General features: G+C 59.9%; 19 protein-coding genes. 7 read left to right on the top strand and 12 right to left on the bottom strand.

Going from position 1 to position 19,708, the window contains the following annotated elements; translation table 11 throughout:
* Nucleotides 1-116 precede the first annotated feature (116 nt).
* Nucleotides 117-1,463, top strand: coding sequence for a DEAD/DEAH box helicase (locus B0E42_RS21885; protein WP_053120166.1), 1,347 nt, complete (start codon nt 117-119; stop codon nt 1,461-1,463).
* Nucleotides 1,464-1,704: 241 nt separating this feature from the next.
* Here the strand turns inward: B0E42_RS21885 and B0E42_RS21890 are convergent, their stop codons facing one another.
* On the bottom strand, nt 1,705-1,980 hold the full coding sequence (locus B0E42_RS21890) for a hypothetical protein (RefSeq protein ID WP_077507348.1): 276 nt from the start codon (nt 1,978-1,980) through the stop codon (nt 1,705-1,707).
* A 247-nt stretch (nt 1,981-2,227) separates the two neighbouring features.
* On the opposite strand from B0E42_RS21890, the gene B0E42_RS21895 reads away from it, so the two are divergent.
* Entirely contained in the window at nt 2,228-4,777 is a 2,550-nt protein-coding gene (locus B0E42_RS21895) for a hypothetical protein (protein WP_077507351.1), read from the top strand.
* A 246-nt stretch (nt 4,778-5,023) separates the two neighbouring features.
* Here the strand turns inward: B0E42_RS21895 and B0E42_RS21900 are convergent, their stop codons facing one another.
* The 3 genes from B0E42_RS21900 to B0E42_RS21910 all read right to left on the bottom strand — a co-directional run bounded on the left by B0E42_RS21900 (nt 5,024) and on the right by B0E42_RS21910 (nt 6,506).
* Nucleotides 5,024-5,191 (bottom strand): hypothetical protein, encoded by a 168-nt coding sequence (locus tag B0E42_RS21900; RefSeq protein ID WP_174599587.1) that lies wholly within the window; start codon nt 5,189-5,191, stop codon nt 5,024-5,026.
* Between the two features lie 52 nt (nt 5,192-5,243).
* Nucleotides 5,244-5,516, bottom strand: coding sequence for a hypothetical protein (locus B0E42_RS21905; protein ID WP_077507354.1), 273 nt, complete (start codon nt 5,514-5,516; stop codon nt 5,244-5,246).
* A gap of 258 nt (nt 5,517-5,774) precedes the next feature.
* Entirely contained in the window at nt 5,775-6,506 is a 732-nt protein-coding gene (locus B0E42_RS21910; protein WP_077507357.1) for a thioredoxin family protein, read from the bottom strand.
* Nucleotides 6,507-6,691: 185 nt separating this feature from the next.
* Between B0E42_RS21910 and B0E42_RS21915 the strand changes: the two genes are divergently transcribed.
* Complete coding sequence (locus B0E42_RS21915) at nt 6,692-7,084, top strand: transcriptional regulator (protein ID WP_077507359.1); 393 nt, start codon at nt 6,692-6,694, stop codon at nt 7,082-7,084.
* 156 nt (nt 7,085-7,240) lie between these two features.
* Here B0E42_RS21915 and B0E42_RS21920 read toward each other — a convergent pair whose 3' ends face one another.
* The 3 genes from B0E42_RS21920 to B0E42_RS21930 all read right to left on the bottom strand — a co-directional run bounded on the left by B0E42_RS21920 (nt 7,241) and on the right by B0E42_RS21930 (nt 9,288).
* Complete coding sequence (locus B0E42_RS21920) at nt 7,241-8,107, bottom strand: DUF6279 family lipoprotein (RefSeq protein ID WP_018607610.1); 867 nt, start codon at nt 8,105-8,107, stop codon at nt 7,241-7,243.
* Nucleotides 8,108-8,188: 81 nt separating this feature from the next.
* The gene (locus B0E42_RS21925) at nt 8,189-8,905 is read right to left on the bottom strand and encodes a TorF family putative porin (RefSeq protein ID WP_077507362.1); all 717 of its coding nucleotides are present in this window, start codon (nt 8,903-8,905) and stop codon (nt 8,189-8,191) included.
* 194 nt (nt 8,906-9,099) lie between these two features.
* Complete coding sequence (locus tag B0E42_RS21930; protein WP_018607615.1) at nt 9,100-9,288, bottom strand: hypothetical protein; 189 nt, start codon at nt 9,286-9,288, stop codon at nt 9,100-9,102.
* 339 nt (nt 9,289-9,627) lie between these two features.
* Between B0E42_RS21930 and B0E42_RS21935 the strand changes: the two genes are divergently transcribed.
* Both B0E42_RS21935 and B0E42_RS21945 read left to right on the top strand, forming a co-directional pair.
* Complete coding sequence (locus B0E42_RS21935) at nt 9,628-10,464, top strand: S1 RNA-binding domain-containing protein (RefSeq protein ID WP_077507365.1); 837 nt, start codon at nt 9,628-9,630, stop codon at nt 10,462-10,464.
* Between the two features lie 398 nt (nt 10,465-10,862).
* The gene (locus B0E42_RS21945; RefSeq protein WP_053178467.1) at nt 10,863-12,317 is read left to right on the top strand and encodes an NCS1 family nucleobase:cation symporter-1; all 1,455 of its coding nucleotides are present in this window, start codon (nt 10,863-10,865) and stop codon (nt 12,315-12,317) included.
* Here B0E42_RS21945 and B0E42_RS21950 read toward each other — a convergent pair whose 3' ends face one another.
* Nucleotides 12,318-13,490, bottom strand: a complete 1,173-nt coding sequence (locus B0E42_RS21950) for an MFS transporter (RefSeq protein ID WP_077507371.1) — start codon at nt 13,488-13,490, stop codon at nt 12,318-12,320.
* Nucleotides 13,491-13,594: 104 nt separating this feature from the next.
* On the opposite strand from B0E42_RS21950, the gene B0E42_RS21955 reads away from it, so the two are divergent.
* A complete protein-coding gene (locus B0E42_RS21955) occupies nt 13,595-14,488 on the top strand; it encodes a LysR family transcriptional regulator (RefSeq protein ID WP_024619787.1) in 894 nt (297 codons plus the stop codon).
* A 139-nt stretch (nt 14,489-14,627) separates the two neighbouring features.
* The gene (locus B0E42_RS31560) at nt 14,628-14,756 is read left to right on the top strand and encodes a PA1414 family protein (protein ID WP_003198971.1); all 129 of its coding nucleotides are present in this window, start codon (nt 14,628-14,630) and stop codon (nt 14,754-14,756) included.
* A gap of 250 nt (nt 14,757-15,006) precedes the next feature.
* Here B0E42_RS31560 and B0E42_RS21960 read toward each other — a convergent pair whose 3' ends face one another.
* The 4 genes from B0E42_RS21960 to speB form a co-directional block, all read right to left on the bottom strand.
* Nucleotides 15,007-16,395: a sodium:solute symporter gene (locus tag B0E42_RS21960; RefSeq protein ID WP_077507374.1), complete on the bottom strand. Its 1,389-nt coding sequence runs from the start codon at nt 16,393-16,395 to the stop codon at nt 15,007-15,009.
* Nucleotides 16,396-16,553: 158 nt separating this feature from the next.
* Nucleotides 16,554-18,098, bottom strand: a complete 1,545-nt coding sequence (locus B0E42_RS21965) for a cytosine permease (RefSeq protein WP_256578339.1) — start codon at nt 18,096-18,098, stop codon at nt 16,554-16,556.
* A 49-nt stretch (nt 18,099-18,147) separates the two neighbouring features.
* Nucleotides 18,148-18,555, bottom strand: a complete 408-nt coding sequence (locus tag B0E42_RS21970; protein ID WP_046062957.1) for a nuclear transport factor 2 family protein — start codon at nt 18,553-18,555, stop codon at nt 18,148-18,150.
* Nucleotides 18,556-18,564: 9 nt separating this feature from the next.
* Nucleotides 18,565-19,515, bottom strand: a complete 951-nt coding sequence (gene speB / locus B0E42_RS21975; RefSeq protein ID WP_077507380.1) for an agmatinase — start codon at nt 19,513-19,515, stop codon at nt 18,565-18,567.
* Nucleotides 19,516-19,708: the final 193 nt, after the last annotated feature.

Below are 19,708 nucleotides of genomic sequence, written 5' to 3' on the forward strand. Positions count from 1 at the left end.
TAACGGCTGATAAAAATGCACTGATTTACCGCCGTTTGTATAAAGAAACTCGGCCTTCGCGCTCGAAACCGTTACCCTATGCAGCTGTTTTTTTGCATTTCTTCGAGGTAGCACCCGTGTTTTCCCAATTCGCCCTGCACGAACGCCTGCTCAAAGCCGTGGCCGAGCTTAAATTTGTCGAGCCAACGCCGGTGCAGGCAGCGGCTATTCCGCTCGCGCTCCAGGGGCGTGACCTGCGGGTGACGGCGCAAACCGGCAGCGGCAAGACCGCCGCGTTCGTGCTGCCGATCCTCAACCGCCTGATCGGCCCAGCCAAGGTCCGCGTCAGCATCAAGACCCTGATCCTGTTGCCGACCCGTGAACTGGCCCAGCAGACCTTGAAGGAAGTGGAGCGCTTCTCGCAGTTCACCTTCATCAAGTCCGGCCTGATCACCGGCGGCGAAGACTTCAAGGTCCAGGCCGCCATGCTGCGCAAGGTGCCGGACATCCTGATCGGCACCCCAGGGCGGATGATCGAGCAGTTGAACGCCGGCAACCTCGACCTCAAGGAAGTCGAAGTGCTGGTGCTGGACGAAGCCGACCGCATGCTGGACATGGGCTTTGCCGAAGACGTGCAGCGCCTGGTGGATGAATGCGTCAATCGCCAGCAGACCATGCTGTTCTCCGCCACCACCGGCGGCTCGGGCTTGCGCGAGATGATCGCCAAGGTGCTGAACAACCCTGAGCACTTGCAGCTCAACGCGGTCAGCCAACTGAACTCCACCACCCGCCAGCAGATCATCACCGCTGACCACAACCAGCACAAAGAGCAGATCGTCAACTGGTTGCTGGCCAACGAGACCTACGAAAAAGCCATCGTCTTCACCAACACCCGGGCCATGGCCGACCGCATCTACGGCCGCCTGGTGGCCCAGGAATACAAGGCGTTCGTACTGCACGGCGAGAAAGACCAGAAGGACCGCAAGCTGGCCATCGACCGCCTCAAGCAGGGCGGCGTGAAGATCCTCGTCGCCACCGACGTCGCCGCTCGCGGCCTGGACGTGGAAGGCCTGGACATGGTCATCAACTTCGACATGCCCCGCAGCGGCGACGAATACGTGCACCGCATCGGCCGTACCGGCCGTGCCGGCAACGACGGCCTGGCGATCTCGCTGATCTGCCACGGCGACTGGAACCTGATGTCGAGCGTCGAGCGCTACCTCAAGCAGAGCTTCGAGCGCCGCACCATCAAGGAAGTCAAAGGCACCTACGGCGGACCGAAGAAGGTCAAGGCCTCGGGCAAAGCCGTTGGTGTGAAGAAGAAAAAGGTCGACGCCAAGGGCGACAAGAAGAAAACCGGCGCCAAGGCCCCGACCAAACGCAAGACCGCCAACCGCCCGAAGACCGACGCCCCGTCGCTGGTCAGCAAGGACGGCATGGCCCCGCTCAAGCGCCGCAAGCCAGAGGCGCCGGCGGCTGAGTGAAACCGCGTTAGCGCTTGATAAAAAGAACCGGACCTTGGGTCCGGTTTTTTTATGGGGGAGTACTCAAACTCAAGTCCAGGGCAGGGCCCCTGTGGCGAGGGGGATTTGTGGGAGCAAAGCTTGCTCGCGATACAGACGCCTCGATTTCTGAAAGACCGCATCGCCTTCATCGCGGGCAAGCCTTGCTCCCACAAATCCCCTCGCCACAAAAGCGGGCTGGGCTGGGCTCGGCTGTGGCTAATCACCCAGCTTTCTTTTCTGCGCTCTTCAATTCTTCCAGGCGCTTATCAATCAGCTGGCACTTATCCGGCACATCCTTACTGGCAGTCTCCAGGTCCATGGCCTGCAACTTGTCGTTCATTTCCTTGGCCTTGGTCGGGTTCTGTTCGGTGAGCTTGGTCACTTCATTTGCCAATTGTTCGCGCTTGGCGGTCGCTTGCTCTGGCGTGCAAGTGGCCCAGGCGGGTAGGGCACAAGTGAGGGTGGCTGCAAGGGTGAGTTTCAAGAGGGTTTTCATGGCAGGGCCTCATATTCCTTGTTGGGCAGGTAATGGGTTGAGGCCCGGGTTGGCTGGAAAGTTCACCTTGAGTCGCCACCGCTAGAGGTCTTTTTCGGCGTTCTCCTAGCCGATATTAAACAGTCGACTACCATGGAGGATGCGTTTGGACACTTCGCTGTCGGTGCAGATCATGCTTTAGCAAATGGAATAACTATCCAGGCATACGTATGACCTGAGGTAGTCACTCACTCAAGGAATGAAACCTATGAGCCTTAGAACGATACTCGGTCGGTTGATGTTGTGTCTGTGTGGTCTATTTGCGCTCTCATCGGCCTATGCGGAGCGGCTGATTACCGCCACGCCGCTATTACAAGGTGGGGGGATTGTCGTCGATGTCTTTGACAATCCAGCCGCCTCAGGCGGCAAGCCTTCTTCGACGAGCACTGTGCCATTCAAGTCCACATACACTGTTCCGGTGGTGCAGTCGTTCAAGGGCCAGGTCTATATGTTCTGGACCAGTAGAGATGATCAGAAAAAAATCTATTATTCCTCCTCAGTAGAGGGGAAAAGCTGGTCCGCACCAAAATTCATCCCGGTGGGCAGCATCTTGACTGATGTCTCGGCAACCGTATTCAAGCAAGAACTGGTACTGACCTTTGCTGATGTGCAAGGTCGCTTAAATACTATCAGCTCTCGGGATGGAAACGGCTGGCCGCCTAATGTCAGCCCTGTTCCGACCGTCCATACGGCCGCAAGTAACAAGCCTGTCGTCTATAACGGTCAGTTGTTCATCTTGTATAACGAAAACAGGGGTAAGGCTGTTTATTACGTGACCTATGATGGCGATAAATGGAGCCCGGAAAAAACCGCATTCCAAGAAGGCCCCGAGACGATCGTGAATCTGGTACCTGTCGTCTATAACGGTGATTTGAGGGTCTATTACACTTTTTTTAACGGCGGCCTGTTCGAGCGTACTTATGACCGGGGTGGTAACTGGGGCGCGAAGCAGGGGCTGACGGGGATACCTGACAAGAGCCCCCTGAACAGTGCAACGATGGTCAATGAGCGCTTGTTCATCAGCAGTGGCCCCAATACTTATTATTCAGCCGATTCAATCGGCCCAACCGGTTCAACCGCTGGACTTAAATGGGCGCCTTATTACGCTTATTCCGGGCGCTCTGCCTACCCCTCGGGGTTGGGGGTTTCCTATGCCATTACTACAAGCGATCTAACCGCGCGTGACCCGCAACTGCCTGTGGATCTGCCGACGGGCCTTAGCCATACCGACTATGCAACCTTCGCCTGGCGCAGCTTTTTCGCACTCAACAATACGGCTGCGGCACCATTGCCCGCTAACCGCGGCGTCGGCAACCCCGCCAGCAGCTTTGCCGATTCGGGCAAGGTGCCGAAGTCTCCCAGTCCCTTGTTATGGCAAACCTTCGCGCACCGTACTGAGTTGTTTCCAGGAATGAACAGAAACGGAGCAGGCGGCCCTACGCGTCCGTTTGGTTCTGACCCGCAATACAGTTACATCGAGTTTCCCCAGGGGGCACCTTTGGCGTCGGGCGCTACCTATGCTCATTACAACAATCTGGACGAGGCGACCCAAATCGGTCAGAACGCCATATTTTTCCCGGTTAATCCTCCACATGCAGCGAAGACAACAGAAGACCCAACCGGGGACTACGCGCCTTCAAAGGACAGCCAGATATTGTTTGAGGCGAAGGCGAATCCGGTCATCTATGAGTATGCTCAGAAGCTGACGAGCTATCCCGAAACCAATATCGTCTTGCCCGACGGCGCGGTGGAGGTCAAGGCGGCATGGCGCAAGCTGGCAGACATCCCAGTAGAGAATCGCGGGCGCTACCATACGGCAACGGTGGTGACCTACCAAGGCACCGATGCTAATCCGACGGCTCACAACGAAGACTACGCATTGGTTGCGTTGCACATCATCCATAAGACGGCGAATTACCCGACCTTCATCTTTGCCACGTTCGAGCACGAAGATGCCCTCACATTACCTGACGGCAACTCGACGGGTCTCTACTACATCGCCAACTACAATAGGATTGATTACCCCACCATTTCCGCATTGAAGCCTGATGGTCCACCGGTCGCTAAGTTCTCCGACGGCAACGCAATCCATAAGGTTGTCCTGCCCAAGACCGATTTCGTGGCGTCGAGCGTTAACCCACGAATCTACTCCGGTACCAAGGGGATACCCAAGGGGCAGGCCGGTCCGATCACTGTAGTGCAACCGCTAACCGTCTTTAACGAAGTCGCGGCGGTCAACAAACAGGTCCAGGCGCTGATGGAGGGGAGCAGCGAGTTCACCCATTCAGTCTGGAAGCATTACCGGCTTAAAGGGGTGCAGGCCATCCCTTCGAGCGAACAAACAGATCCGGATTACTACCTGGCCAATATCATGGTCGAAAGCAGCCAGCCGGGGATCCAGCTGTTTCGCGGAAGCAATTCTTTCCCCATTCCAGAGGACAGCGTCCTGACCAATACCCGTGACTTTAAGAACATCAGGGTGCCGGATTATGACCATGGCACGCAAAGCCTGACCATGGGCGGTTGCATGGGGTGTCACGGCATTGCCCAGAGCCAATTGAAACAAGGCTTCAGTTTCCTGTTTGATGCGATCAAACCACCCAAGGTCAAACCTCATACGCCGAACTTCGTTGAGCCTACCGGCTTCAGGAACCCAGAAACCGTAGGCTTGCCGGATCCTCACACCATGGTTGAGCGGGCCCGGAAATATGCTTTGGGCTTTCAGAATCAGGACGTGGTTGAGAATACGGGCAAGTAGCAGCCAAACACCTTGAGCAGGGGGGCGCAAACGCGGACCGCCCTGCTGTCTGAAACAGGAGCAACGCTCTTTCAATAAAAAAACCGGACCTTGGGTCCGGTTTTTTTATGGGTGGCGGACCCGGCCGCAGCTGCAAAGGGCGAAACGAGAATAGATAGAAACCTGGATTGTTGCCGCTTTACGATCTGTGGGTTGCTCGCCAGCATGTTGATTTGTTGCAGGTAGGAAAGCTCGCTTTCGCATGATTCATTCCCTGGACAATTCGGTCCTCCCCTTGGCGCGTGCGACTACTTCCATCGCTTTGTCGATATAGCTTGTATCGCCGGTTTCCCGGGTATCTCTCATGAACTCTGCAATGGCCTCTGATGTGCTGAGATATTCTGCGGGGTCAAACTCTGTGAAGGTCTCAATCATTTTGTGCTCTCCACGCATGTGAAAACGGCGACCCAAAGGTCGCCCGTTTTCATTATTCCGCTGCCTGCGTCCGCAACCGTCTCCCAATCACGTCCATCACATCACACCCATCGCGCAACCCTATCGTCAGCATCTTGCAGAAGTCAGAAAGCACCAACGTATCGGAGCTGATATCCGAACGGAATGCGATGTTTTCCAGCAGTTGGGTTACGGTTCGAATGCGGTAATCAGCTGTTTCGAAAAGGACATCGAGCGGGGCTTCGGTGTCGATGAGCAGGGTGGCCGGGATGCAGTCGATTCCGGTGATAGGCATGTATCTGGTCATAAGCAGAGCCTCGAAAGTTGATGAGTCTCTCTGTAGATCGGGTCGCCAAACCCGGTCGCCTTTTTGGGCGACGAGGGACTATAGGGCGATCCGCTCTTGAGCCACAAGACACCGCTTTCCGAGCTTCATGTAGGACGTTTGACCTGGTAATTGTCGGCTTAGGCTTAGGCTCAGGCAAAGCAAGCGACTGCTGCGCAGTCGAGCGGGAGCAAGCTCCCTCGCCACGGGGATCACGCTCGACTTGGGCGGGGTGGCGCATCAGCTGTGGCAGCAGCCGTGGGGCTTGGCCTCTTCGTATTTATCGTGGTGCCGCACCCAGTCCATGATTTCGTCTTCGTTGCGGCCCTTGGGCGTCAGGTCGAGGTAGTTGTAGGTGCCGACCAGGATGTCGAGGCCGCGGGCGTAGGTGGAATAGGTGTGGAAGATGTCGCCGGCTTCGTTGCGATAGAAGACGCTCAGGCCGGGGAGTTCGCCTTCGGTGGTGTCGGTTTTTTCGTAGTTGTAGGTGGCTTTTCCGGTGGCGGTGTCTTCGGCTTTGAAGCTGACGCCGAAGTCGTAGTTGAAGTCGCAGCCTTCGGATGAGACCCAGTCGAAGGCCCAGCCCATGCGGCGTTTGAAGGGTTGGAATTCGGCGAAGGGCGCGTGGGAGACGGCCACGATGGCGACGTCGTGGTGGGCCAGGTGTTGGTTGGCGCCGTCGATGTGGTCGGACAGGAATGAGCACCCTGGGCAGCCTTCTTTCCAGCCTTCGGCGAACATGAAGTGGTAGATGATCAGTTGGCTGCGGCTGCCGAACAGGTCGGCCAGGCTCAGTTCGCCGTGGGGGCCTCGGAAGCGGTAGGGTTTTTCGATTTTTACCCAGGGCAGCGCGCGACGTTCGGCGCTGAGTTTGTCTCGTTCGCGGGTGAAGGCTTTTTCGTGGGCCAGGTGTTGGCGGCGGGCGGCGAGCCATTCTTCCCGCGAGACGACTGGATGATTCTCTACGTTCATGGTGATTTCTCCTGTGGTCAGAGCCGCGAAATCGGCCTTCAACAGTTGGTCGTTTGGCCTCGGAGCATTTCGACAGGCCGTTGGTCGGCTCAAGGCAGAGACCGCCTGGAAACCCGGCTGAACGGCGGCGCGGCGCCTCGGTCACAACCTAAGTAGGCATCTCACTCTTTGGAGGATGGACCAGGATGACGACTTATAACTGGGACTTGATCGAACGGTTGTTGCACGAAGTGCAGAACGGCGCCGGTCACAGCTTTACCCCTCGGCCTTATGCGGAGCAGTACGCGGCGGCGAAGGCGGCTGAAGGCGAGGCGATCGAGAGCCTCGATCATCTGAAAACGGTTGCCGGGGAGTACGAAAAGTTGCTGCTCATGCGTGGCTATATTGAGCCTCGGCCGGAGGAAGAGGGCGGTAACGGCGGGAATTTTGTGCTGACGCCGCGGGGCTCGCGGTTGTTGAGCCTGATCGACAGCAGCATTCCGGGTAACGATCACCCGCGCCAGGTGCTGGATGATCAGGAAGATGCACTGGATGAGTCTACGTTTGATGAGTTGGCTTCGAAGCCGCAGATTGCCTGACAGGCCTGCACTGAATCCCATGGGAGCTGGGCTTGTGTGGGAGCAAGGCTTGCCCGCGATGCAGGCAACACGGTCTATCAGATGGACCGAGGTGATGCTATCGCGGGCAAGCCTTGCTCCCACACAAGCTCGCTCTCACATGGGATCTCAGTGGTTTTAGGAGCGTGTGGCTTTCAGGCACTTCAAGTCAGTGAAATCCTTCTTCACCCCGTCGATTTTCTTCAGCAGCCGTTCGCGCTGGGGCGGGGTGCTTTGGGCCATCAGGTCCACCAGCAGGCTGCGGGCCTGGGCTTCGGTTTTGCTGAAGGCCTCGCGGTAGGCAGGGGTCCAGAGGCTTTCGCGATTGACCAGCAGTTGCTCGATGCGTTTGGGAAAGTCGGGGCTGTGGCGTTGGGCTACGGCTTCGCTGAACTGGTTTTGCCAGTGGGCGCGGTTGGCGATCCATTGCTGGTTCTGGTCGCCGAGGGCGGTGGACCAGGCCATCACCCGTTGGCGCTGGGCGTCGTTGAGCGGGCCGAGCCAGTCGTTCAGGCGTTTGACCATGCGTTCGCTGCGTTGCTGGATCTGCTCCTGCGACGTCGGCTTGAGGTATTGCTGCTGGCGTTTGCGCTGGTCCTTGACGAAGGCGGCGTCCATGTCATCGACTTGGTCGTCGTTCAGGCCTTGCAGCAGTTCGATGGCCGAAGGGGTGATTGCCCGGGCGGTTTCGGCGATGGCGGCCTTGGCTTCCCGGGTACGCTGCTGCAGGGCTTCGTCGGTTACCTGCTCGGTTTGCACCATGGTCTTGAGGCGATCCAGCCAGTCGAGGTAGCCGGGCAATTGGGTGGTGCAATGCCAGCTCAGGTGTTCCTCGAGGCGTTCGTTGAACCAGTCCTTTTTCTCGCCGTTGATCTCCAGGTAATCGTTGAGGGTCCAGGGGATGATCAGGTCGAGGTTGCGGTAGGCCAGGCCTATACGGCTGCAGGCGGTGAGTGTCAGCAGCAGGGCGATGAACATGGCGGTGCGGGTCAACCAGCGCGGCATGAGCGAGTCCTTGCAAAGGCGTAGGTGCTTTGTTTGAGCATGGCAGGTGCGCGGCAGTTCAGCCGATCGAATAAGTAACGCTTAGTAAAAAGGATGGGCCATCTTGAGGGTCAGCAGGCTGTCGCATTCGCTGTTGTGGCCGGAGTAGGCCGAGCAACTGCTGCCGCTGAGGCTTGAGTCGCTGTAGATCAGGTCCAGGTCGATGCCCATCCAGGGGCGGGAAATTTTCAATGACCAGTCGCTGAAACTGCCGACATAACCGTTCTCGACCGAGACCGGTGTATTAAGCCGGTGGGTGGTGTATTTGGCGCTGATGCCAATGCCGAACGGCACATTGCCACCCAGGTCGGCAAACAGCGTGCTGTTCTGTTTGTCCGGGTCGTTGCTCAGGGCGGCGCCAAGACGGCTGCCGAGTACGGTCAGGCCGCCGTAGAACTCCTGGCTGTCGAGGGTATCGACGGTGGGGTAGCTGTAGTGGATCAGGCCGACTTCATAACCCAGGGTCTGGTCGAAGGGCTGTTTAAAGCCTATGTAGGAATCGACCTCAAGGTCGGCGGATGATGTCAGGCCGGCGCTGGGGGACCACTGGCCGACGTACCAGCCGCTGTCGTGGCTCAGGTCCAGGCCACCATGAAACGAACCGGTGCTCGACGGCGTGACCAGGCCCTCGGCCATGCTGCGGCTGGGGGTGGTGCCAAGCTTGAGGTCGAAGTCGCCGAGTTCGCGTTGGAATACCTGCCCATGGGCGAGGGAACAGGTCAGTAGGCTGATCGTCAACAGAACAATAGGGGCGCGCATGCTTCACTCCATAAAAAGCGAGAAGCAGGATCGGTAACTAAGCTGAAACGCTTGGACTAGAGAGGTGCAAGCATACCGGCGAATGCTCGGCAGCGAGGGCCGTTCGTCGATTCATGGGAAATGGGTAAGGCGGGGAGGGTTCCAGTCCAAGCGCTTCGAAGCTCAAAGCGCTTTGGGACCAGGTGACGCGCAGGTTACTTCTTGCCCAGGCTGATCTGCTTGGACGGGCCGAATGTCTGGCCGCTGACGCCTTTGGCAATTTGCTGGATCTCGCCGCCGGACTTGAGGAACGCAGCGATCTGGTCGTTGATCGACTCGCTGGTTTCAACGGCTGGAGCTGGCTTTGCTTTGCTGTTGGATGCTTTTACGCGCATGACGGCCATTAACCTGTAGATAATTAATTGGGCCAGGCATCGTACAGGAAATACTTGACAATTGCTTGGCAAATATCCTTCTGAATTATCGCTGTCGTGATGGGAGTAATAGACGACTCTCCTGCAATTATTGCCCTAAGCCTCTGTTTTAAATAACAACCGGGGGAGAAATAGGGCGCCGATGGCGAGCGATACGCAGCGCCGCCCGCCTGACGAATGGCCGTGCCTGTGGCGTAAGCCCAGGAAAATCAACGGTTGTGCAGGGCCTTGCTGGCAAACCTTGCCTGCGACCACGAATCGCGCGGCAAAACCGGGTAGAATGCCGCCCACGCAATGAGGGTATTGGAAATGGCTTTAGTCGGGCGCTACAACAGTTTGCAAGTGGTTAAACACACTAACTTCGGTTTATATCTGGATGGCGGTGCGGACGGCGAAATCCTGCTGCCCAATCGATATATTCCCAAGGATATTCCCAGTGAAGATGAAGACTGGCTCAATGTTTTCATTTATCTGGACAGCGACGACAAACTGATCGCCACCACGGAAAAACCGAAAGTTCAGGTGGGTGAATTCGCCAGCCTGAAAGTGGTTGAAGTCAACAGTATCGGCGTGTTCCTGAATTGGGGCCTGCCCAAGGACCTGTTGCTGCCGTATTCCGAAGAAAAGCGCCAGATGACCGCTGGCGAGTACTGCGTGGTGCATGTCTACCTCGACAAGCACACCCGCCGCATCACCGCCACGGCGCGCCTGGACCGTTATCTGGACAAGACCCCGGCCAACTATACGCCGGGCCAGGAAGTGGATTTGCTGGTCGCCGAAGCCACCGACATGGGCTTCAAGGCGATCATCAATAACAAGCACTGGGGCTTGATCCACAAGAACGAAATCTTCAAGTTCATGCGCGCCGGCAAACAGGAAAAAGGCTTCATCAAGGAAATCCGCCCGGACGGCAAGATCAGCCTGAGCCTGCAGCCGGTGGGCCAGGAAGCCGCCACCAGCCTTAACGCGAAGATCCTCGCCAAGTTGCGTGAGAACAACGGCACCTTGCCGGTCAGCGACAAGAGCGACCCGGCGCTGATCAGCAGCCTGTTTGGCGTGAGCAAGGGCAACTTCAAGAAAGCCATTGGTGCGCTGTACAAGAATGGGCAGATTGTCATTCATGCCGATCGCATTGAATTGAGCTGATCTTCAGACGAGCCACTGCATCTGTGGCAAGTAAGGGTTTTATGTGGCCAGGGAGGCCCGCTGTGGGAGCAAGGCTTGCCCGCGATGAAGGCGATGCGGTCTTTCTGAAACCGAGGCGCCTGTTTCGCGAGCAAGCTTTGCTCCCACATAGCGGCGCGCTGCGACTTTCCTCTGTATACAAAACCCTGCACCTTTAGCATGCACCCACGCCCTGTTCGTGGGCGCATGCCTGCGCTTGCCCGGCTTTAACCGCCGCTGCACACCCCGGTTTGTCTCACATTTCGTCGCTATGGCACGCATTCTGCGTAGCAACGCGTATACAAACCATGCCGGCTCCCGTGCGCAGTATGGTGAGCAGGTCGATACGGGGGCACGGCGGTCCTCAAAGGAGCCCCGCAATGTCCGAGCAATTGCCCAACGGCTACAGCCCCCGCCTCTATAACGAGGATTTGGGCCCGCTGCCGCAGAAATGGAATTGGTACAACATCTTCGCGTTCTGGATGAGCGATGTGCACAGTGTGGGCGGCTATGTGTTTGCCGCCAGCCTGTTCGCGCTGGGGTTGGCGAGTTGGCAGGTGTTGATTGCCTTGCTCGGCGGGATCTGCATCGTGCAGTTGATCGCCAACCTGGTCGCCAGGCCGAGCCAGCAGGCGGCGGTGCCGTATCCGGTGATCTGTCGGCTGGCGTTCGGCGTGTTCGGGGCGAATATTCCTGCAGTCATCCGTGGCTTGATCGCCGTGGCCTGGTACGGCATTCAGACGTACCTGGCCTCCAGTGCGCTGATCATCGTGGTGTTGCGGTTTTTTCCTTCGATGGAAGCCTACGCGACGCCGCATTTTGCCGGTTTGTCCTACCTGGGCTGGTTCGGTTTCCTCAGCTTGTGGTTCGTCCAGGCGCTGGTGTTCTGGACCGGTATGGAATCGATCCGTCGCTTCATCGATTGGGCCGGGCCGGTGGTGTATGCGGTGATGTTCCTGTTGGCTGGTTGGATCGTGTGGAAGGCCGGTTGGAGCAACATCAGCTTCACCCTGGCGGAAAAGTCCCTGTCCGGTTGGCAGGCGTTCGGCCAGGTGATCGTGGCGACGGCGTTGGTGGTGTCGTACTTTTCCGGTCCGACCCTGAACTTCGGCGATTTCAGCCGTTACTGCCGGAGCATGTCTGACGTGCGTCGAGGCAATTTCTGGGGGCTGCCGGTGAATTTCCTGGCGTTCTCCCTGGTCACCGTGGTGATTGTTTCCGGGACCTTGCCGGTGTTCGGCGAAATGCTCCATGACCCGATCGCCACAGTGGCGCGCATCGACAACAGTGTGGCCGTCTTGCTGGGCGCCTTTGCCTTTGTGACCGCCACCATCGGCATCAACATTGTCGCCAACTTCGTTTCCCCAGCCTTCGACTTCGCCAACGTCGCCCCCAGCAAGATCAGCTGGCGCGCCGGCGGCATGATCGCGGCGGTGGCGTCGATTTTCATTACGCCGTGGAACCTGTTCAACAACCCCGAAGTGATCCACTACACCCTGGATGTGCTGGCGGCGTTCATCGGCCCGCTGTTCGGGATCCTGCTGGTGGATTACTACCTGATCAAAAAACAGCAGATCGACGTCGATGCGCTGTTCAATGATGGGCCGAGCGGGCGTTATTACTACAGCGGTGGCATCAACTGGACCGCAGTCAAGGCGCTGATCCCGGCAACGCTGATGGGCGTGGCGATCACCTTCACGCCGCTGCTGCAACCGATGGCCAACTTTGCCTGGTTCACCGGTTGCTTCCTCGGCGGGGTGTTGTATTTCGCCTTGGCGCGACGTGAGCCGACCGCGCAGTCGAACAAAGCGTTCAGCCCGGCCGGCCAGGCCTGATCAACGCAGGGCGGTCTGGGCGCAAGACCTTGCCGCGCCCCGGCTGGCGGGCCGCAGCAACAGGCCGCCGGCCAGCAGCAGACCGCTGCCGGCGATGATCAGCGCCGGTTGCAGGCCGCCGCTGAAATGGCTGCTCAGCGCCGCTAGCAGTGGCCCGCTGAGCTGGCCCACGGCAAAGCAGGCGGTCAACAGGCCAGCGTTGCGCTGGGTGGCGTGGGGCGCCAGTTCCCGGGAGCGCAGCATCACCAGCTGCATGCAGGCCAGGAACGGCGTGCCACACAGAATTACGCCCAATGCCAGGCCCGGTCCGCTGCCCAGCAGGCAGGCAAATACGCCGGCGGCTTGCAGCCAGAGCGTACCGATCAGCCAGCGACCGGTGGTGTTCGGGTTGGGTCGACGCAGGCTGACCAACAACACGCCGCTGGCGGCGGCCAGGCCGAAGCAGGGCCAGAACAGCTCGGCCAGCCATTGCCCGTGGAACTGCGCCGAGGCCATTTGCGACAGGAACGTGGCCGGGATGATGTAGCCCAGGCCGTACAGGGTGTACACCACGCCGAGGCGAGCGATGCCACGGTTCGGTGAGGGAGTGGCCGTTGCTGCAACGGTCGCGGTTGCGGCGGGTTGCGGCAGGATCGGCAAGATCACCAGCAACATCGCCAACCCCACACCGGCATATACCAGCCACAGGGTCGCAGAGGTCTGGCCCAGCAGGTTCGAGCCCAACGCCAACAAACCTGTCAGAAATATCCCCAATCCAGGGCCGGCAAACACCAATGCGCCGAGCCGTGGTCGTCCCGCCGCCGCTGCCAAGGGTTGGCTCAGGGCGGTGATCATCACCATCACCCAGGCGCTCGCCACGCCGGTGCCAAAACGCAATGCCAGGTGTGGCCAGAAACCCCAGGCCCAGAACGACGCCAGGGTCAGCAGCACGCACAGCCACAGGCCGCCGAGCAACCGTCGCCGCACCTGTTCCGGACGGCGGGCGAACATGGCGTCCAGCGCGCCGAGGAAATAGCCCAGGTAGTTGGCCGCGGCAATCAGACCGGCGGCGGTCAAGTCGAGCTGACCTTCGCCGATCAAATGAGGTAACTGCGGTGTAAGGGCGAAGCGGCCAATGCCCATGGCCATCATCAGCGCGATGAAACTGCCGAGCAGGCGAATTAGAGGTGACATGGTCGTTCTCCGGGTGTCGGGGCGAATGACCGTCAGGCTAGGACTGATTGACTTTCATTAAAAATGAATAATAGTGAGTAACTTGTTCTTTTTTGGAGAAGGTCATGGAGTTCAGCCAATTGCGGATTTTCCAGGCCGTGGCCGAGGAAGGTTCCATCACCCGGGCCGCCGAGCGCCTGCACCGGGTGCCGTCGAACTTGTCGACCCGTCTTAAGCAGCTGGAAGAGCAACTGGGCGTGGACCTTTTCTTGCGTGAGCGTCAGCGTTTGCAGTTATCACCGGCAGGAAAAGTCCTGTTGGACTACACGGCCAAGCTCTTCGCCTTGCACGACGAAGCCCATGCCGCCGTGCAGGGCGGGCAGCCGGCCGGGGACTTCCTGCTGGGCACGATGTACAGCACGGCAGCGACGCATCTGCCGGACCTGCTGGCGGCTTATCACCGAGCGTATCCGGCGGTGAACCTGCAAGTGCAGTCCGGGCCGAGCGGCGAATTGTTTGAGGGCCTGCTCACCAATCGGCTCGACGCGGCGTTGGTGGACGGCCCGCTGGAGCTGGCGGGGCTCGATGGCGTGCCGTTGTGCGACGAGCGGTTGGTGCTGATCACCGAGGCCGATCATGCACCGGTACGCAGTGCGCTGGATGTGCAGGGCCGCGCGGTGTTCACGTTCCGGCGTGGTTGTTCATACCGGATGCGTTTGGAGGCCTGGTTTGCCCATGACCACGCGACCATGGGCCGGGCGATGGAAATCGAGTCTTACCAAGGGATGCTGGCGTGTGTGATCGCCGGGTCCGGGGTGGCGTTGATGTCCGAGTCGATGCTGGCCAGCCTGCCGGGCCGCGAGCGGGTGACGGTGCATCCGCTGGCCGAGCCGTTTGCCAGCGCCACCACCTGGCTGATGTGGCGCAAAGGCATGGTCGGGGCCAACCTCAACGCTTGGATCGAATTGCAACAACAGGCCTGGCCGCGAGCGCCCATGACGACGGCGCAATCGGCTTGAACTCCGGGAGGTGGATTTGGATCAATTCAGTAACAGATCATTGCAAACTGAGACGAGCATTGCGTAGAACATCGGACTATTATCAGTGCGAAGGGGCCACAGTAATTTGCCGCTCGTACCACCCTGAGGGGGCACCACGATGAAAGAGAAAATCCAGAATTGGCTTCACGACCTGGGTGTCGCGCTTGGCCTGATCGAGCCACCGATGCAACCGGTACCGATCCGCACCGATGACGAGCAACGCCGCCGCCAACCGCGCCGCCGGTAAACCCACCAGGAATTTGGAGAGATCGCAGTTCCGGACCATTTCAATTGAGATGGCCCGGAACTGCGATCTTTTTTATTGGTGATGCGAGCCCCTGTGGCGAGGGGATTTATCCCCGCTGGGCTGCGCAGCAGCCCTAAAGCAGTGGGCTCAATCTTCCTGGCACACCGGATTGCCTGGATTGGGGCTGCTTCGCAGCCCAGCGGGGATAAATCCCCTCGCCACAAGTGTGTTCGGCTTGATTCGGTTTCGCTCAAACCACCTTGGCCACCACGCTCGGCCGTGGCGACAACAAGCTCACCAGCACAAAACTCACCAGCGCCACGCTCAGGCTGTAGTAGATCGGCGTGTTGGCGTCCAGGCCGTCCTTGAGCATGAAGAGCAGCGCGGTCAGGAAGCCCAGCGACATGCTGGTGATCGCGCCGGCGGTGGTGGCGCGTTTCCAGTAGATGGCGCCGATCAGCGGGATCAGCATGCCGCCCACCAACAGGTTGTAGGCCAGGGTCAGGGCGCTGATGACGTCGCTGACCACCAGGGCGATCACCAAGACCACCACGCCCATCAGCAGGGTCGCGATGCGGTTCTCGTGGACGTCGCCATTGCCACTCTCGCGGCCCTGGCGCAGACGGGGCAGCAAGTCCTGGACCACCGTAGTGGACGCCGCGAGCAGGCCCGCTGCGGCGGTGGACATCAAGGCTGCCAGGGCGGCGGCGATCACCAATCCACGAATGCCGTTGGGCAGGCTGGTCTGGACGATGCTGGCGAAGGCGTTGTTGACGTTCGCAAGGTCCGGCAGCAATACCTTGGCCGCCATGCCGATCAACGCACCGGCCAGGCCGTACAGCACGCAGTACAGGCCGGCGGCGGTGCCGGCGACTTTGGCCACGCCTTCGCTGCGGGCGGTGAACACCCGCTGCCAGATGTCCTGGCCGATGAAGATGCCGAAGAAGTAGATCAGGAAGTAGGTGAGGATAGTGTCCCAGCCAATCGCGGTGAAATCGAAGTAGCTGGCCGGCAAGGCCGCGACCATTGCGTCCCAGCCGCCGGCATCGACGATAGACATTGGCATCAGCAGGAACACCAGGCCAACGGTCATGATCAGAAATTGCACGATGTCGGTGAGGGTCAGTGACCACATGCCGCCGATGGTGGAATACAGCACCACCACGCCGCCGCCCACCAGGATCGACACCCAGAACGGCAAGCCGAACAGCACCTGCATCACGGTGCCGATGGCGATGGTCGAGGTGGCGCCGATCATCAGCGCATAAACCAGCATGATCAACGCACTGGCCTGGCGCGCGGCCGGGTTGTAGCGGCGCTCCAGCACTTGGGTCACGGTGTAGATCTTCAGCTTGAGCAACGGCTTGGCGAGGAACAGGCTGAGGCCGACGATGCCCAGGCCAATGGCGCCGCACAACCAGAATCCGGAAATGCCGTAGACGTAGCCCAGGCGCACGGTGCCGATGGTGGACGCACCGCCCAGGACGGTGGCGGCCATGGTGCCCAGGTAGAAGCCCGGGCCGAGGTTGCGCCCGGCGACCAGGTAGTCGTCACGGGTCTTGGCGCGGCGCATGCCGTACCAGCCGAGGGCGATCATGCCGGCGGCGTAGATGAGAACGACGATTAAGTCCAAAGCCATGGTGGCGTGTCTCCGATTGTCTTTTTTGTAGGAAGTCGAGATGGCGCCGTGGACAGATGGAGTTGTGGCGAGGGGATTTAGCGAAACGTCGCACCGCCCCGCTGGGCTGCGAAGCAGCCCCAAAACAGCCAACTCAATCTGTCAGGCACACCGAGATGTCAGGATTTGGGAGCGCTGCGCGCTCCAGCGGGGATAAATCCCCTCGCCACAGGTTCAGCGCTCGGCGAGACCGAACCCTTGCTCCGCGGATCCCCCGGCCCATACACCGCCGCCGGCTCTGGAAACAGCCCCAGCAACACCAGGTACACCACCGACGCCAGGCCCAGGGTCACGGGCAGGCTGATGTCGATCCCACCGGCCAGTTCCCCCAGCGGCCCGACGAACTGCCCCGGCAGGTTGACGAAGCACAACCCCACCAGCGCGCTGGGGATCCATGCCCCCAGGCCGCGCCAGTTCCAGCCGTGGCTGAACCAGTAGCGCCCGCCGGTTTCGCCGCGGGTGAACACTTGCAGGTCATCCGGGCAGTAGAAGCCACGGCGCACCAGCAGGCCGATGATCATGATCACCATCCACGGCGTGGTGCAGGTGATGATCAGCACCGCGAAGGTCGAGACGCTCTGCACCAGGTTCGCCGCGAAGCGCCCGATGAAGATGAAGGCAATCGACAGCACGCCGATCAGCAGCGTCGCCTTGACCCGCGACAGCACCCGTGGAAACACGCTGGACATGTCCAGGCCGGTGCCATACAGCGACGTGGTGCCGGTGGACATGCCGCCGATCACCGCGATCAGGCACACCGGCAGGAAGAACCACCCCGGCGAAACCGCCAGCAATCCGCCCACGTAGTTGTTGGCCGCGATGTAGTCCGGCGCCTTGATCGCCACGATGGTGGCGGTGGCGAGGCCGAACAGGAACGGGATCAACGTCGCCAGTTGCGCAGCGATCACGGCCAGCATGATGCGGCGCTTGGGCGTGTTGCGGGGGATGTAGCGCGACCAGTCACCGAGGAACGCCCCGAAGGAAATCGGATTGCTCATGGCCACCAGCGCCGCGCCGATGAACGCTGCCCAGAAGCCCGGCTGGCCGAGGCTGACCGTGCCGGCGAATTGGCTGTCGAAGATCGGTGCGAAGGCGAAAATGCCCAGCAAAAACAGCAGGCTGGCCGCCCATACGGCGATGCGGTTGACCCACAGCATGAAGCGAAAGCCATAGATGCACACCGTCAACACCAGCAGGGCGAACAGGCCGTAGGCCAGGCCCAGGCTCAGGTCGGTCTCTGGCATGCCGATCAACCGTTTGGCGCCGCCGATCAACGCATCCCCGGAGCTCCAGACCGACAGCGAGAAGAACGCGATGGCGGTCAGCAACGAGAGGAACGAGCCGACGATTCGCCCGTGCACGCCGAAGTGTGCCCCGGAAGAAACCGCGTTGTTGGTGCCGTTGAGCGGGCCGAACAGGCCCATCGGCGCGAGAATGATCGAACCCACCAGGACGCCCAGCACAATCGCCCAGACCCCGGCCTGGAACGAAAGGCCGAACAGCACCGGAAAACTGCCGAGCACGGCGGTGGCAAAGGTATTGGCGCCGCCGAAGATCAGGCGAAACAGGTCGCCCGGACCGGCGCTGCGTTCGTGGTCGGGGATCTGCTCGACCCCGTTGGTTTCAATGTGCGTAAGGCTTTTATCGTTATTGTTATTCATGATCTGCTCCGATCATCGAGGCGCATTCATCGTGTGTGAATGTCGCCTGTTGCTAAGGGGATGGCAGCCCTTCCGGCATTGCGGACAAATGTTCGTGACAGGCCAGCCATAGGCCTTGTTGTTCTTGGCGAAACACAATGGTTTCGCGCTCCTGGCTAAAGTGCAGCTCCCCTTGCATGCGCAGCTCGGTGGCCACGTCATGGATGAAAATCGCCACGTCCCCTTGCAGGCTGACGAAGGCGTTGCTCGAAGTGCAATTGAGCACCTCGAAGCCATCCTCGGACCGCCAGCGATCCCACAACGCCAGGTAGGCATCGCGTGACAGCAGGGGCTGTTCGAGGGTGTAGAACACGAAACTCGCATCGGCCGTGAACGCGCCGAAGTAGGCGTCGCGGTCATTGCGGGCGAAGGCCGACACCAATTCGGCGGCGGCCTTGAGAACCTGATCTCGATCGTTCATGACCGCACCTCAGCGATGAACCACGCCGGGCAATACGCAGAGCATCTCGTACAGCAGGTTGGCGCCCAGCAGCGAGGTGTTGCCGGTGGTGTCGTACGGCGGCGAGACTTCTACCAGATCGCAACCGACCAGGTCGAGGCCCTGGCAGCCACGGACGATTTCGATCGCCTGGATGGTGGTCAGGCCGCCGATTTCCGGAGTGCCGGTGCCTGGCGCCCAAGCCGGGTCGATACCGTCGATGTCGAAGCTCAGGTACACCGGGCCGCCGCCGACTTTCTCACGTACTTCGGCCATCAGCGGGGCCAGGGATTTGTGCCAGCACTCTTCGGCCTGGACCACGCGGAAACCCTGGTTGCGGCTCCAGTTGAAATCATCGGCGGTGTAGCCCTGGGCCCGCAGGCCGATCTGCACTACGCGGTCGCAATCGAGCAGGCCTTCTTCCACGGCGCGGCGGAAGGTGGTGCCGTGGGCGATTTTCTCGCCGAACATGTGGTCGTTCACATCGGCGTGGGCGTCGATGTGCACCAGGCCGACCTTGCCGTGTTTCTTGTGGATGGCCCGCAGGATCGGCAGGGTGATGGTGTGGTCGCCGCCCAGGGTCAGGGGGATGACGTTGTGTTCGAGGATCTTGTGGTACGACTCCTCGATGATCCGCACCGCGTCCAGCAGGTTGAAGGTGTTGATCGGCACGTCGCCGATGTCGGCCACCGACAGCGAGTCGAACGGCGCGGCGCCGGTGGCCATGTTGTAGGGGCGGATCATCACGGATTCGGCGCGGATCTCACGCGGTCCGAAACGGGTGCCGGCGCGCAGGGAGGTGCCGATGTCCAGCGGCACGCCGACGAACGCAGCGTCCAGGCCGGCAGCGTTTTGCAAATGGGGGAGTCGCATCATGGTGGCGATGCCGCCGAAGCGCGGCATTTCGTTGCCGCCCAGTGGTTGGTGAAGAATCTTGTCCACGGGTAGGGCCTCATCGTTGTTTTATTTATCAGGGGCCGATTCTGCGAAAAGCCATTGTCGTGAAGAATCGCTGGCGGCAAATACTTAGTTCAGATTTTTCTAAACTAATGGCGGGTGGGGCGATAGACTCTCGCGATTGATGAGGTTAATGGTGGGCGCAAGCCTGTGGGAGCAAGGCTTGCCCGCGATGAGG

The sequence above is a fragment of the Pseudomonas sp. A25(2017) genome, from assembly GCF_002001065.1.
Taxonomy (GTDB): Bacteria; Pseudomonadota; Gammaproteobacteria; order Pseudomonadales; family Pseudomonadaceae; genus Aquipseudomonas; species Aquipseudomonas kilonensis.